This window comes from Parageobacillus galactosidasius, assembly GCF_002217735.1.
In the GTDB taxonomy this organism is placed as follows: domain Bacteria; phylum Bacillota; class Bacilli; order Bacillales; family Anoxybacillaceae; genus Parageobacillus_B; species Parageobacillus_B toebii.
On the sequence record NZ_NDYL01000002.1, the window covers coordinates 1647627 to 1660816 of the forward strand.

12 protein-coding genes and 1 pseudogene are annotated in these 13190 nt (G+C 35.3%); 3 read left to right on the plus strand and 10 right to left on the minus strand.

Annotated elements, in window-relative coordinates; all coding sequences use genetic code 11:
- Positions 1 to 326: 326 nt before the first annotated feature.
- The 8 genes from B9L23_RS17955 to B9L23_RS17990 all read right to left on the minus strand — a co-directional run bounded on the left by B9L23_RS17955 (position 327) and on the right by B9L23_RS17990 (position 6754).
- Positions 327 to 713 (minus strand): type II toxin-antitoxin system PemK/MazF family toxin, encoded by a 387-nt coding sequence (locus B9L23_RS17955; protein ID WP_089098141.1) that lies wholly within the window; start codon positions 711 to 713, stop codon positions 327 to 329.
- Positions 713 to 1021: an AbrB/MazE/SpoVT family DNA-binding domain-containing protein gene (locus B9L23_RS17960; protein ID WP_033020681.1), complete on the minus strand. Its 309-nt coding sequence runs from the start codon at positions 1019 to 1021 to the stop codon at positions 713 to 715. The genes B9L23_RS17955 and B9L23_RS17960 overlap by 1 nt, the downstream gene beginning before the upstream one ends.
- A 632-nt stretch (positions 1022 to 1653) precedes the next feature.
- Positions 1654 to 2493, minus strand: coding sequence for a PD-(D/E)XK nuclease domain-containing protein (locus B9L23_RS17965; protein ID WP_089098142.1), 840 nt, complete (start codon positions 2491 to 2493; stop codon positions 1654 to 1656).
- Between the two features lie 21 nt (positions 2494 to 2514).
- A complete protein-coding gene (locus tag B9L23_RS17970; RefSeq protein WP_089098143.1) occupies positions 2515 to 3720 on the minus strand; it encodes an AAA family ATPase in 1206 nt (401 codons plus the stop codon).
- Positions 3721 to 4050: 330 nt separating this feature from the next.
- Complete coding sequence (locus tag B9L23_RS17975) at positions 4051 to 4335, minus strand: helix-turn-helix transcriptional regulator (protein WP_089098144.1); 285 nt, start codon at positions 4333 to 4335, stop codon at positions 4051 to 4053.
- Positions 4336 to 4669: 334 nt separating this feature from the next.
- Entirely contained in the window at positions 4670 to 5566 is an 897-nt protein-coding gene (locus B9L23_RS17980; RefSeq protein WP_089098145.1) for a hypothetical protein, read from the minus strand.
- Positions 5563 to 6357: an ImmA/IrrE family metallo-endopeptidase gene (locus B9L23_RS17985; protein ID WP_050367864.1), complete on the minus strand. Its 795-nt coding sequence runs from the start codon at positions 6355 to 6357 to the stop codon at positions 5563 to 5565. The genes B9L23_RS17980 and B9L23_RS17985 overlap by 4 nt, the downstream gene beginning before the upstream one ends.
- Positions 6341 to 6754 carry a hypothetical protein gene (locus tag B9L23_RS17990; RefSeq protein ID WP_062755473.1) on the minus strand — a complete coding sequence of 138 codons (414 nt, stop codon included), beginning with the start codon at positions 6752 to 6754 and terminating at the stop codon, positions 6341 to 6343. Before B9L23_RS17990 ends, B9L23_RS17985 begins: the two co-directional genes overlap by 17 nt.
- Positions 6755 to 7208: 454 nt before the next feature.
- Between B9L23_RS17990 and B9L23_RS17995 the strand changes: the two are divergent.
- The 3 genes and pseudogenes from B9L23_RS17995 (at position 7209) to B9L23_RS18005 (ending at position 9944) form a co-directional block, all read left to right on the plus strand.
- Positions 7209 to 8399 (plus strand): annotated as a pseudogene (locus tag B9L23_RS17995) (ISL3 family transposase).
- A 377-nt stretch (positions 8400 to 8776) separates the two neighbouring features.
- Entirely contained in the window at positions 8777 to 9499 is a 723-nt protein-coding gene (locus B9L23_RS18000) for a PDDEXK family nuclease (RefSeq protein ID WP_081188920.1), read from the plus strand.
- Positions 9500 to 9647: 148 nt separating this feature from the next.
- The gene (locus B9L23_RS18005) at positions 9648 to 9944 is read left to right on the plus strand and encodes a hypothetical protein (RefSeq protein WP_081188921.1); all 297 of its coding nucleotides are present in this window, start codon (positions 9648 to 9650) and stop codon (positions 9942 to 9944) included.
- A 479-nt stretch (positions 9945 to 10423) separates the two neighbouring features.
- Here B9L23_RS18005 and B9L23_RS18010 read toward each other — a convergent pair whose 3' ends face one another.
- Together B9L23_RS18010 and B9L23_RS18015 are read right to left on the minus strand one after the other, a co-directional pair.
- Positions 10424 to 11515: a DUF4309 domain-containing protein gene (locus B9L23_RS18010; protein WP_089098146.1), complete on the minus strand. Its 1092-nt coding sequence runs from the start codon at positions 11513 to 11515 to the stop codon at positions 10424 to 10426.
- Between the two features lie 679 nt (positions 11516 to 12194).
- The gene (locus B9L23_RS18015; protein ID WP_089098147.1) at positions 12195 to 12572 is read right to left on the minus strand and encodes a hypothetical protein; all 378 of its coding nucleotides are present in this window, start codon (positions 12570 to 12572) and stop codon (positions 12195 to 12197) included.
- Positions 12573 to 13190: the final 618 nt, after the last annotated feature.

Below are 13190 nucleotides of genomic sequence, written 5' to 3' on the forward strand. Positions count from 1 at the left end.
GTTTAAGAAAAGAAAAGCCCGGTAGAGATTTTCTTTACTCATCTTCCTTTTACATATTTTAGTAATTTTAGAGAGATCACTAACATCGTTCAGTGACTTGATTAATCTTCTTGTTTGAGATAGAATTCATGCATAGTCCTCCTTGGTATTCAAATTAGGGGCCAATTCATCTGATTGACACCCCCGAATCATACTAAGAGGGCTTTTTTATTCAAGTCCCCGAAAAAACTTCTAACAGGAATGCTCCTTAAAAAAGCTGTTCCTTGGAGAATTTTCTCTCCAAGGAACAGTTTCGATAATCCCTTTCTGAAAGAGAAAGGATCATGTCAAGTCAGATATGTTTCTATTTTCGCTAGGCACTCATCAATTATTTTATCTATTTCTTCAATTTGTGCATCTTCTGGATTATACTTCTTTAAATTTTTTAGATTACGAGCTTTCCAATCCAATGATTTAATTTGATCAGTTAAAACTACCCCTGTTATTGGATAGCCATCGCCGTCAAGGGATATTCCTTCTTTTGGTAAATCCACTTCGAAAGGATAACCCTTCTTTTGATTGGTAATCGGACAAACAGCTATAAATCCTGTTGCTTGATTGAATTCTTTAGGCGATAAAACAATAGCATTCCTTCTCCCAGCCTGCTCATGACCAGCTTGTGGATTGAAGTTTAAAACAACGAAATCGCCTCTCTCTGGTACGTCTGCTGGCATTAAATCAATTCACGCCCTTCTATCCCGAAATCAATTTCCTCGTGTCGATTTTCAGGTGTAATCTGTGATATTAGTTCTTCCAGTGTGTATTTCTTCCGTGTTCTTTTTGGCTTTAATGTGATGATACCTTCATTTCCAATCACATTTAATTCTATTTCGGAACCTTGTTTAATCCCTATTTTATCAGCAACATCTTTTGGGATACGAATGCCCAAACTGTTTCCCCATTTTTGAGCAACAACTGTAGACATGTAGTCCCCTCCTTTACTTTGGTTTATTTTGCTTTCTAAATGTTCCTTTGAGTTCATTATATCACCCCCAACCCAAAATGTATATACATAGTATATACATTCTTCCAAAAAATGATACCCCTGATTTTTCGACAAACAAATATTCTCGTCGCAAAGGCAATCATTTGAATCGATTAATTAAAAATGCTTTTTTCAGACTCAAAAAGCATATATCAACAAGTATAGTTACAAACATTGAATTGCGAAATGATGTATAAAGCTTTGCCATAACAAAAAAAAGTAGGACCTTCAAGGAGAATCTAAAGCATCTATAGCTGAGGAATAGTTTGAGTAGTGTAACCGTCAAGTAAGTTTAGAATCTTCCATTTTTATTCTTAAAACCACTATTTTTAGCTATATTTTCGCCCTCTACTGGACATAATCAGCATGATTCCACCGGCCGGGTATTTGATTTCACAAACTACACCATATACTTATTCCTTTCTGAAAAAAAGAAAATGGCTCTTACGTTCTTTTGGTGAAAAATTGAGGTAATTGAGAATGCAAATAAAAAGACTTATTTGCACACTCATTTTCTCAATGAACCTCTTCCGATCACCAAGATTGCGTCAGAGCCACTTTTATTTTGCAATAAACATCTGTGAGTATTCATGCCATTCACCTTAGCAAAACTCTTTGCATTTTAGAAATCAGAAAGTGATTTCTCGAATAATAATTGTTTCAAGTTCTTTATCAAAACCTTGTTTTTCTCTTCGAAAAGCCTTCTCAAAAGCATCAGGGTTTTTTATTAATTTCACTTTATCAAATATAAACAGGAAAAGATGATCGGCTTCATAATGAAATGAATCTGCGCCTAACTCTTCCGTCAATTTACGTTCAGTCATGTTTTCCCTTGTACATTTAATCTCAATTACAATTCCATATTCATCGAGTACGATATCATATCTGACGGAAGCGTAACCAGCATCATTCACAACCTCAAATCTAGCATCTGGAAATATTGGTCTGATTAGCGAATATAGTATCCGCTGAACATCGTACTCATTTCCGATTTTAATCTTATCTAAATCTTCCTTTTTGATCGTACCATTACCATGAACTTCATCTTGATACATCGCCTCAATGTGTTTATGAAAATTCTTTAAAATCTTTCGGATAATTGTTACAGCCATTGTTTTGTCTATATGATCCTCAGCACTTTTCTCTGGTAAGTATTTACCGGACTCAACGTCAGATTTTAATTTGCTCAAAATATCTTTACTTTTTTGAAGAGCTTCTCCGACTTTACTAATAGTGTCCGCTCTCGAGAATTTATTTGGAACTACTTTCGTTTCAATCAGAAAATCTCTACTTATCGATGGTTCAGAAAAATTTTCACTCAACGTTCTTTTTACATTGCTCCTCCAAGAATTAAAGGAGTTATAAACATCTTGCTTTTGCTCATAGAGGCTTATAAGTTTTTCGAGATCATCTATTCTTTCATTTATTTCTTTTATAACTATATCCGGCTCTTTTTGAATCATCGACATATACAAAATCCCCCTTCACGATCAATAAATACCCCATCTTAAAAAGAACAGGAACAGGGGATCTAGAATGAATATTTGATTATCTTTCCATTCAAAGACTTGATAAATAGGCTCACTAGAAAACATGATATCATGCAATTTTTGAAGAGAATCTCTAATCTTGTTCTTCTCGATTTTTTCCTTTGAATTAATTACTAGCAGCTGATCGATTCTCTCTTTCATTTCGTCCACTGACAGGCTAACAACAGGTGGATTTTGAGCAATTGCTTTTAATAAAATATGATAAATATCCGCTTTTTCTCCATTTTTTAATTGATATTTTTTTCTTTCTTGCCCCCTTGTGGATGGACCGGCCATTAACTTTTTCACCACTTCTTGATACGGTAAGTTAATAGTAGTGAACCGATAACTTTCTTCCAATTTTTTTTCGTCATTTATTTCCTTTATACTTTCATCTTCATCAATATTTAAAATAAGCGACAGATTCAAACAAATTGACTGCATTAACTGTGGAGATGTAAGGCTTTCTAAAGCCATTTTTGAAGCCAATTCATCACTTATTTTGATGCCAAGCTGCTCAAAACCAGTAATCGCAATTTCCTTTAACTCATCTTCTTGCCATGGTTCGATATTAATTAAATTTAATCTGCCGCTCAAATCTGGATTTTTCCTAATGGCGTCATCCGCTCTATGAGGTAGTGATATAACCACAGCTTTAAATTCTCTTCTAATGGCATCTTTTAATTGATAAGCGATATCTAACTGCACCTCTTCAGGAGCATAATGGAAATCATCTAGAACTAACACAAGGTTATTTTTTTTAAAAAATTCAATCACCTTATCCTTGTTTGATCCATACTTTTCTCGAGTAGAAAATGATTTATCTTCTGGACTATTATCAGTGCCTTTTAGCACAGTCGTTTCTGAGTATTCTCCTTCAAGAGGCAAACCGACTTTATTTGCAACAACTTCCCAAAAGTCTTTTGCATTTTTAAAATCACTACCTGTTAAAGAAACCATATTTTGCGGTTCGATCACTTTCTCACATAAGACAGTCTTCCCTGTTTTAGATGGACCAATAATGGACGTTAAATATCCCGGTGTATTAAGAGCTTGCTTCAAACGTGTTTCATACGTAAAACCGAAACCCGAAGACTTTCTAGAAACGTATGTGTATTTCGGAAATGATCCCGGTTTGAACACTTCATTAGAACGAAGCTTTCTCAAACCATATCCCTCCTTTTCACACCTTTATATATCTTATATATATTAATACTAATATTTTAACCTAATCATCACTAATTTTAAACCTAATAATATAAAAAAGGGCCTTTATAGACCTTTTTGTACTTTTCACAGCCTTTTTATCTTATACTTTTCATATTTATCTAAACGTCAAAGCACATAAGGAGAGATCAACGATTGACAGATACGAAATTTTACATACATTGATCCCTTCCTCCAAAAACAAATTCCTTGGAGAATGTTCTCTCCAAGGAACGACTTCGATAATATAAGCGTATGAATGATATGCTAAACTTGAACATGCAGTTATGGTTATGATCCTGTCTGACCCTGTCTACTCGTACCGTCAATGATAAAAGGGGTATTCAGTGCCTGCGAAATTTTAAAAAGTGTCCCTACTCTAGGACTCGTAAGCCCTGCTTCAATCCTTCCAATTGTGGATTTTGGAACTCCAATACGGTCTGCAAGTTCCTGTTGAGACATATTCAGCTGCTTCCGTCTTGTTTTGATCTGTACAGCTATCGTTCCTCCTAATTGAAGTTTTTGAACATGCAGCTCGCCTCGAATTGCTGCATATTTCTTAAAAAAATCACTCATTCTTTTTTCCTCCCAGTTGATTAATAAAGGCAAGGATCAAAAGCGCAATAACTTTCATATGCTGATTCGGCAGGCTCAATATCCTCTCGTCTTATCACTCCGTTATTACTGCTTGTCGAAATAATGAAGCAGTATGACTTTTGAATTTTGAACCAGTATTACAGTTGCAAACTTATCGGCTTGTCCTCCCGAATGGTCACTTGAACATCTTTATCTTTAGTTATGATGTCGTTTATTTCTTAATGAAGAAACCTCATTTACCCGTGTTAAAGCCGATGATAAAATGAATCCCACTCTAAAATTCATTTTAAAGATTTCATGATTGACAATAGAATTAAAAGGAAATCTCTATTTTCCCTTCTTCTATCCATTTTGCTAAATTTGCATTTTTAATTTCTGTATGGAATGACTGTCCATCTAACGAATAAATGACCTTCCTTGACTCGTTTCGACCGCTACTCTGCACAAAAGCATAGATTTCTTCTGAGCTTAATTCCGTATTCTTAATGGATAATTGTAGAATACAGTCATAAGACAGCAGGATGTATTGCTCTTTAAACATCAAAAAATCATCGACACCTAATATTCGAAATAAACTTTCGTTATTTACAAAAGTATTATACATCGTATATACACCTTTGCCGTCATCACTACATATATAGGCAGGACCGTAGTACTGATGAACAAGCAATAATGAGAAAAAACAAATAAAGCGCTCTCCTGCATTATTTCCGTTATGTAAAATGATTTGTCTCAATTTCGGAAGATCCGAAAAAGAGGATAATTCACATCGTTCCAGATTATTAATAATATCTCTATTTACTCTGAAAGCTTCCAAAGCTAGTTGTTTCATCGCATCAAATATGTATTGCTTTTTCGTCATTCCTTTTTCTAATAATTGATAAATGGTTTCCATCGATATAATGTATAGCTGTTTCTTCGCCGATAATTGTTTGAAAAGCTCAAAGTAATAATCATTATACCGTTCCTTTGTGGGTATATTCCTAAAAGACTCTTCTAACACTACATCAGGAATAAGAAAAATCGGAGACTGATGAAACGCCTGCAGCAAAAGCGGCAAATTTGATATTTGTTTTCTTAATTTCGTTAAAATCATATTATCTAACATATAAAATGTTTGGTGTTCGTTTAGTGACTGGTACAATTGCTCCGTATTATCTGAAATAAACGGACGAACAGATTCTAAAACAGGAGAATCGAGGACCTTCATCCTTTAGTCCCCCTTTGATCATGCACTGACGCCAACACTTGTTCATATAGCTTATCATAAGATTTTTTAATCGATTGAAGATCCTCCTCATACATCAACCCTTTTGCTTTTTCATACAATTCATCAAACCCGCTGATGTTTATTGTATAACTAGGCTCGAAAAATGATTTGTCTATATCATGAGGAATACGATTTCTATAATCATAGTCCAATGCATTTTTCGCTTCGTTAATCGTGATCAATTCGTTTTGAGCAAGTTTAACAACTAACGCTTTATACGGGATCTGGAAGATACTGATTAATCGCATAATTTTTTCCGGAAGAGATTGTTTCGTATGAGCAGTTTCTAAAAATTGAAAGCTTCTTTCTAACACAAAGTCATTAATTAAAAATTCGGAAGCGAAGAGATTAGGAAGCCGCTCTTTTTCATCATAAATATGATCAATCATGATAAAATTTTGGTCAGGGTTCTTAATTTTATCTCTGTCAAAAAAGAAATGATAAAACTCGTGCGCCCACATGAAATTTTCATATATTCTCGGCTGTGCGGTATTAATATGGACATAATAATCACCGTTATAGTAATACACAAGCCCACCATAGTCAGCATTTTGAATCGGAAACTGCAATACATTTGCATGCTCGTAAAGATAGGTTTTTATAAAATCAAGCGGCTTTACATGAGCAAGAGGATCTCCGAGGGAGTAAATACGGTCCATTGCCTTTTTAATTTTCGGCAAATGTGTTTTGTTATGCTCTAGAATCATTTCAAGATTATCTTTTGTAATCAATGGACTGCCCCCTTGGATTTTCCGAATTTGTGACTGATTTTAAAACATCGATCAGTTCAACAAATTCGCTAAAAAGGTGCATACCCTTTTTTAATTCTTCGTCCACTGTACCGTGAAACGAAAGTGCCACATAATTCATAAATGAATCAGATCGGCTACGGCCAAACGTTTTTTCTTTGAATTCCATATCTGCCTTGTAAAAAAAGAACGGATCTTTAATGCGGAATAGCTTATTGATCTTTGCAACATACTCCTCCACATTTCCTTCGCCTTTTAAGAAATTATAATAAGCTGTCTTCTTAATACCAGTGCGTTCCATCACCCATGAATGTTTAATACCTTTACTTTCTATATATTTTTTGACATTCTGACCTACAATTTTGTTTGTATTTACCATACGCTTCACCTCCGTATCTACATAAATTATAAATAAGAATGTATTGATTTTCTATATATTTTCCTCAAAAAACGGAATATATGATTATTTTATGCAAAAAATTATTAAAAAGTTCTTGATCAAACTTATTTTTTCCTTAAAAAGAGGAATGTATTGCTATATGTTGCCTCCTTCCCTTATAACTTTTTAGCTAAGAGGTCAGGGGGTTCTTCCTAATTGCACAAAAATAAAAAATCGTTATCTTCATTAGCTTTTCGAGTATTCTAAAACTAAAATAACTTCTTCTTTATATTCCTTTTTTCAAATTTTTGTATCACAAGCTTCATCAGCAACCTTTTCATAAAAATAATGGTTCATCACCAAATTTTGTGATTTAGTGACAAAAAAGAGAAAGCACTGACGAGATCCTGGCAATAATGTTAGCGGTGAAATAAACATTAAGGAGGTCTCGTAAGTGCTTTCCATACCACTAGGATTGCCAGAATTTAAAGTTATTAAACACGAACTTCTTTCCTATGGTTATGCGATTCATGTAGAGAAAACAGAGACACAGGAACGTTGCCCTCATTGTGGGTTTGCCACTTCCTCTGTCCACGACAGACGGACAAGAAAAGTACGGGATTTGGCGATTTTCCATCAACCGGTGTACTTGTTCGTAAAGGTAAAGCGCTATCGGTGCTGGAATTGTTCCCAAGTGTTTTCCGCCTCTTTGGAATCGATTCAACCAAATCAACACTACACCAATCGATTTTGTGAGTACTTGTATGAACTTTGTGAAGGCTCCACCATTCAAGAGGTTAGCCGAAAGCACCGCATCCCATATACGACATTGGAACGCATCTATTACTCCATCGCATCGAAAAAAGCAAAAGAGCGCCAAACAGCAACGGAGGCATCTTTTCAGGAAGGGATGGTGCTTAGCTTAGATGAAATCGCGGTAAAAAAGGGACATCAGTATGAAACCGTATTGATGGATGCCAAAGCCGGATCGGTCATGGGAATGCATGCCGATCGCCAATGTGACTCTGCCGTCAACTTGTTGAGCCAAAATGTCCTGTCGAAAGAAATGGTCCAAATGGTGATTCTTGACATGTGAGAACCTTATCATAAGGCGGTTCGCGCCCTGTTTCCATCTGCTTCGATTGTCATCGATAAGTACCATGTGGTTCAAAAAGTGACACAAGCCTTGGGTCAAGCAAGAAAGGAATTTTCTCCATTGAAAAAGGCTCGATATCTTCTCTTAAAAGGCTGTGAAAAGCTTCGTAAGGACCAACGGCTTCGATTAGACGATATCTTGGAGGAGTATCCGGTACTTTCCATTGCTTATTATCTGAAAGAGTTGTTTCGGGATTTTTACCGAACCGATGGATATAACGAAGCAAAGGAACGCTTGGAAGAATGGATTAAGTTAGCCAAACAGAGCCCTTTTGCTTCGTTTCAGGAAGCAGCCAACACGCTTGAAAGGTGGAAGGAGCCTATTCTTTCCTACTTTTTGTGCCCATATACGAATGCCCGAATTGAGGGGACGAATCACAAGATCAAAAACATCAAACGCCGGGCATATGGCTATCGAAATCTAGAACGGTTTCGTTTGCGTGTATTTCTGGAGTGTACAGGGAACACTACAGGTAGTCAGGCTGCTTAAGCGCTCCATTCTTCCGCTATCGGTATGATAGTTGGTAGAATGGAACCCGTCAAGGAAAGCACTTGACTGTTTCCATTCTACCAACTTCGTGGTCTGTATGCGGAAGAAGGATCCTGACTGATGAACCTATTTCATCCAGCTAACATGTCTCTAGGATTGAGTAGAAATCACAGAAAATGGTGAAGACCCATAATAAGAGACGAACAATAATTCAATAATTTTAAATGTAATTCGATGTTTTATCAAAGATGCGTAAGAACCAAAAAATAATCGGCCTTGACAATTTATTGGTTTCGCAAGGATTTTCTGTTAAATAAAAAGAATATTTTACATATCCATAAAAATGGATTAATGAGAGGGTGTGAGGTGTAAAATTAATGAAAGTGAATCATATAAACTATTTCACTAAAGACCTTAAAGTTTATTGTAAATTATTAGATCGTGTAGTGTGTTTTGATGAAGAGCATACAAGTAATTTTTGTAATTCTTGTGACATGTTCGCGGGCTCTGCTCAAGGAAGAGGAGTGGAGTGTATTTGGGAGGATAACAGAGAGGATATTGGGAATCCCCATATTGTTTACAATCCAGAACATGAATTCATGAGTCTACATGAGAATAGAGTCTTAGCAATTGAAAAGAGTTCAAATCACTCTAAAATCACTGGTGATTTTGCAGAACACACAGTCCTTTACTTTCTTTCAAAATACGGATATGAATGTGCAAGAGTAGATCATACTGGAATCGACTTAATTGCAAAGAAGAAAAATTCAAACGAACAAATGTTAGGAATTTCAGTAAAGGGGAAAAGTAGGAGACCTGGCAGAGAAACCTCAACTATTACGATAGATGAAAGTCATGTGACGAAAGTAAAGCAGGCTTGTGAACATTTCAATTGTTTGCCGTACTTTGCTTTTGTTGTCGATGCAGGAAAAGAAATAAATATTTTTATAGTATCGTTAGATAAAATATTGAAAATGTTCCCTCCTAAAAGAAAGAGCATTTCTTGGAGCTTAACACCAAAGAATATCCAAAAATATGAACAAGATTCTGAAATTCTAATGATAAGGTTAAATTATCAATTTATGCGTTTATGGTCGTAGGATTATTTAAAGAATTAGCCAAGTTCTGTGTAACTTTGAGAAAAGGGTAAAAATAAAAATTTTACATTTGATTAGATCTGTTACAAAAAAGGGTTAAAATGTGTTAAATCATTCACTCAGATAAATATTTATCATGGGAAGGGAAACCATGTCCGATTTTAGAGTACATAATATTATTGAACAAGTCATTATTCCGTCCAATCATAATCCAAATGGTTCTGTGAAGTATCATGTATGTTATGGTGAGGTAGACTGGCAAAGGGATGGGAACACTCGTCCTGCTATATTTATTTTGATGAGCTATGATGGCAGAATTAGTTATACGACACCTGCACATTTAACATTAGATGGTGGCAATGTAACGGACTTCGAAAAGGTTTATGAGGCATTAACGTATTTGAAAATGAAATATATTGTTGAGAAAAAATACGAAGTTAAAAGATAAGCTTTATTGAAAAAGATATATGTTTGCGAGGGACACCCAGTAAAATAAGCAAAAAAATTAAACAACTCAAACATCTTTAGAAGCATAGACGGGAGTATAGAATTAAATAATTGAGACGTAATGCCAAACATATTGCCAGACCAAACAGTTAATGATGATGTATAAAATTTTGTGTAAAGCATTTTGCTAGAACAAAAGAAAAAAGGTAGGGTATTCTCTGATTGGACCAAAAATCTTAGAGAAAGGAGAACCCTACCTATGTCTAAAAGTATACCGAATGTAGACTGGGCAAATCTTAACCATCCATTCTCAGAATTCCGAGGAACTGTCAAGTGCTCACCTTGATAGGCTCTCGTAGTTCTGAGACTCTTGGAAAAGACGAGCGAGAAAAGAAAAGGAATCGGGGCCGTTTAGCCCAGATTCCTCCTGCTTAACCGATTTTATATTGTCTACTTTTTCGGATCACAATGCACTGGCTCCTATTTCAAACGCAGTTCTACTGCCTCGATTAATCCATCAGGTGAACTTGAGGAAGAATAAAAGATAAGTGTCATTCCATTCGATAGAGAATAAATCCAAGTATAAGTTTCTGTCATCTCATCCAAAAAACTCTCTTTTGGTGTTCCAAGAACTTTTTCTATATGTTTAAATTGAATCGCTTCTTCTAAAAAATGATATTTTAGTAAAGTAACAGTCTCTGATTCAGAATCATTGCAAAACTGATAGTTTTCATAAAAAGCACATATGCCACCCTCATCATATCCTTCTTCCACAGGCTTTCCAGCATAAGCTTTTGCCTCATCGTATGACATCCCCAGTGAAACAGGGATTCCCTTCAGTTTTCCTTTATTAAGTAATTGCTTGAATTCTTCATCGATGTATTCAGCCCAGTCACGCAAAACAATTTTCTTTGATTCGCTAATAAGAAGGTTGTTTCCTTCCGGTTTATACTCTACCTCTCTATTGTTATATTTTACCATAAGACGATTGGCTCCAACTTTTATTTGAGCTCGCTCTTCTTCTCCAACATCGGCTGGAAAAGAAACACCACAAACAATTTGTTCTTTTTCAGGTGACAACAAATAGACAGAAGCTTTTCCTGTGATCATCGTTGCGCTATAACTAAGTTCTTCTAGCACAAGAGCTTCCCGATTGTTCTCAAAAGTTAAAGTACCAAGCCCATAGGTTTTAGTGGCAATATCTGATTGATAGTCTTTCCAAATAGTCCATTTTTTTGTTCTTTTATCAAATTTTCCAACAACAAAGCCCGCAAACATATTCGTACCTTCACTTACGGGTGAATATGGAACAACAATTTCTGGTACTTGATCGCCTTCAAAGTCTACCGCTATGGGCTCATCAAACTTCTTGCCTTCTTGATTGTATTGATTTAACCATCCGCTTTTTTTCGAAAAGGCAAGCCAATCCTTTTTTGAAGTCAGCAACCACTCTTCCGAATCTTTTTTTACTGTCTCAATACTCTCGTTTTTTTGAGTTTCTTTACTTTTTTCTTCACTACATCCTGTCAATAACAAACTAATAATCATGACACATCGTACAACTTGCTTCATTTCGATCCCCTTAATCCAAATATAATTTTTTTACAAAAGAACATTCTCAACCGTTCCTCTTTCCAAATCCCCTTTTGTTCATTTAGCTAATTAATGACTAGATTTGACAAAATCATAGTCTATCTGTGAATCGTTAAATTGATATTTCAATATATTTTTCCTCTTTTACTAATTTTATAATAAATTAAGTAACTTTACCAGATTCTATAAAAACAAAAAGGAGAGCTGTTCACCTTTGTAGTGACGCTCTCCTTCTTTTTATCCTGTCAATCTTTCAACAATTATTCGGACGGTGCTCCTCCGGCAAACCAACAACCACCATCGCTGCATCCCCCGGCACTTCCTGAACCTCCACCTGCACCTGATACCCCTCTAGCCCCCTTAACCCAATACTTAAAATCTTAATCTCCGCTCATCCATTCACCTCAATAACAGAACATTAGCTCTTATCCATCATTATAATACCCTTACGCTTTCAATTCTCAATCCTCCAACAAATATTGAGGCGTGACAGGCACGCAACCCAGAAAAGAAAAGGAACCAGAGCCGTTCATCTTTGATTCCTCCTGCTTAACCGGATCTTATACTGTCTGCTTTTCGCATCACCATGCATCCCAAATCATTTAACGTTTACCATCAATAATCTATTTTTTGAAGTTTGTAAGTTTTTCTTTTCTTTTTAGATAGAGGTATGTTTTGCACGTTGGAGTTTGCGATATGCATTAACAATGCCAAAAAGCCACCCAAAAACAACAGCAGCGGTACCAGCGAAAGCGAAAGTTGCAATTGTGATTCCTGCTGAAATAGGACCGCCAGTTTGATGTTCAACGCGGTCTGTGCTTAGGATGTTTGTAAACACTCTTAACATGTCTCTCCACCCGTAAAAAACTCCAGTAGGATACAAAACAACACAAATAAGGATAAGAATATCTGTTGCCTCAAAACGTGTTCCACCGTATGTAAGGAATGCTTTAACAGTTATAAAGACCGCCAATACAAACCCTAATACTAAAAGAATAATGATTTTAGTCAATTCTTTTTTGTAAGAACTGTTCATTGCCTTCCTCCCCTTTGTTTTATAGAAGAATATCTTACGTTTTTTTATTTTACATAATATGTATATTTTGTCAAAATAGAAAAAAAGAGTATGAGTAAATTATAATAAATATAATAAACTCTCTCTACAAACTATCCATTGTATACAAATCTCCCTGTAATCTTTCTTCTTCCTCCTATGTAAAGTATACAAAGTATTGTTTGCTACCAATGCAAATAAAGCATCGTTCTTCCTTCTGCAATTCATACCCATAAAAAGAAAGATATGATGAAAAATGCTCCATTTAGATCCAGTGATATAATCATTCGACTATTGGAAGTTACTTTGTTACTCTCAAAGAACTATATGGAATTGAAGACGCCTAATTTGTATGGCCTAAGACGTCATGAACAACATATTCAATTTTTTTTGGTACATTTATAATCAAATAGCGGACCAAGAAGTCAATATTGCATCATCAAAAGCACCTTGAAACCATTAAGTAGAAAAAATGAACCAAAAAATCACAAGTAGGAGTAAAATTATCATTCAATATACTCTAAATAAAAGTTTAATGTTTGTTGCAAAAACAAATCTATCTAAATAATACCAATATTGTAATTTTGACTATTAAGAAGT

Bases quoted from the DNA above. Each gene is read 5' to 3' on its own strand.
- B9L23_RS17955 (WP_089098141.1), bottom strand. From the start codon at position 713: ATGCCAGCAGACGTACCAGAGAGAGGCGATTTCGTTGTTTTAAACTTC.
- B9L23_RS18005 (WP_081188921.1), top strand. From the start codon at position 9,648: ATGTCCGATTTTAGAGTACATAATATTATTGAACAAGTCATTATTCCG.
- B9L23_RS17990 (WP_062755473.1), bottom strand. From the start codon at position 6,754: ATGGTAAATACAAACAAAATTGTAGGTCAGAATGTCAAAAAATATATA.
- B9L23_RS18010 (WP_089098146.1), bottom strand. From the start codon at position 11,515: ATGAAGCAAGTTGTACGATGTGTCATGATTATTAGTTTGTTATTGACA.
- B9L23_RS18015 (WP_089098147.1), bottom strand. From the start codon at position 12,572: ATGAACAGTTCTTACAAAAAAGAATTGACTAAAATCATTATTCTTTTA.
- B9L23_RS17980 (WP_089098145.1), bottom strand. From the start codon at position 5,566: ATGAAGGTCCTCGATTCTCCTGTTTTAGAATCTGTTCGTCCGTTTATT.
- B9L23_RS17960 (WP_033020681.1), bottom strand. From the start codon at position 1,021: ATGAACTCAAAGGAACATTTAGAAAGCAAAATAAACCAAAGTAAAGGA.
- B9L23_RS17965 (WP_089098142.1), bottom strand. From the start codon at position 2,493: ATGTCGATGATTCAAAAAGAGCCGGATATAGTTATAAAAGAAATAAAT.
- B9L23_RS17975 (WP_089098144.1), bottom strand. From the start codon at position 4,335: ATGAGTGATTTTTTTAAGAAATATGCAGCAATTCGAGGCGAGCTGCAT.
- B9L23_RS18000 (WP_081188920.1), top strand. From the start codon at position 8,777: ATGAAAGTGAATCATATAAACTATTTCACTAAAGACCTTAAAGTTTAT.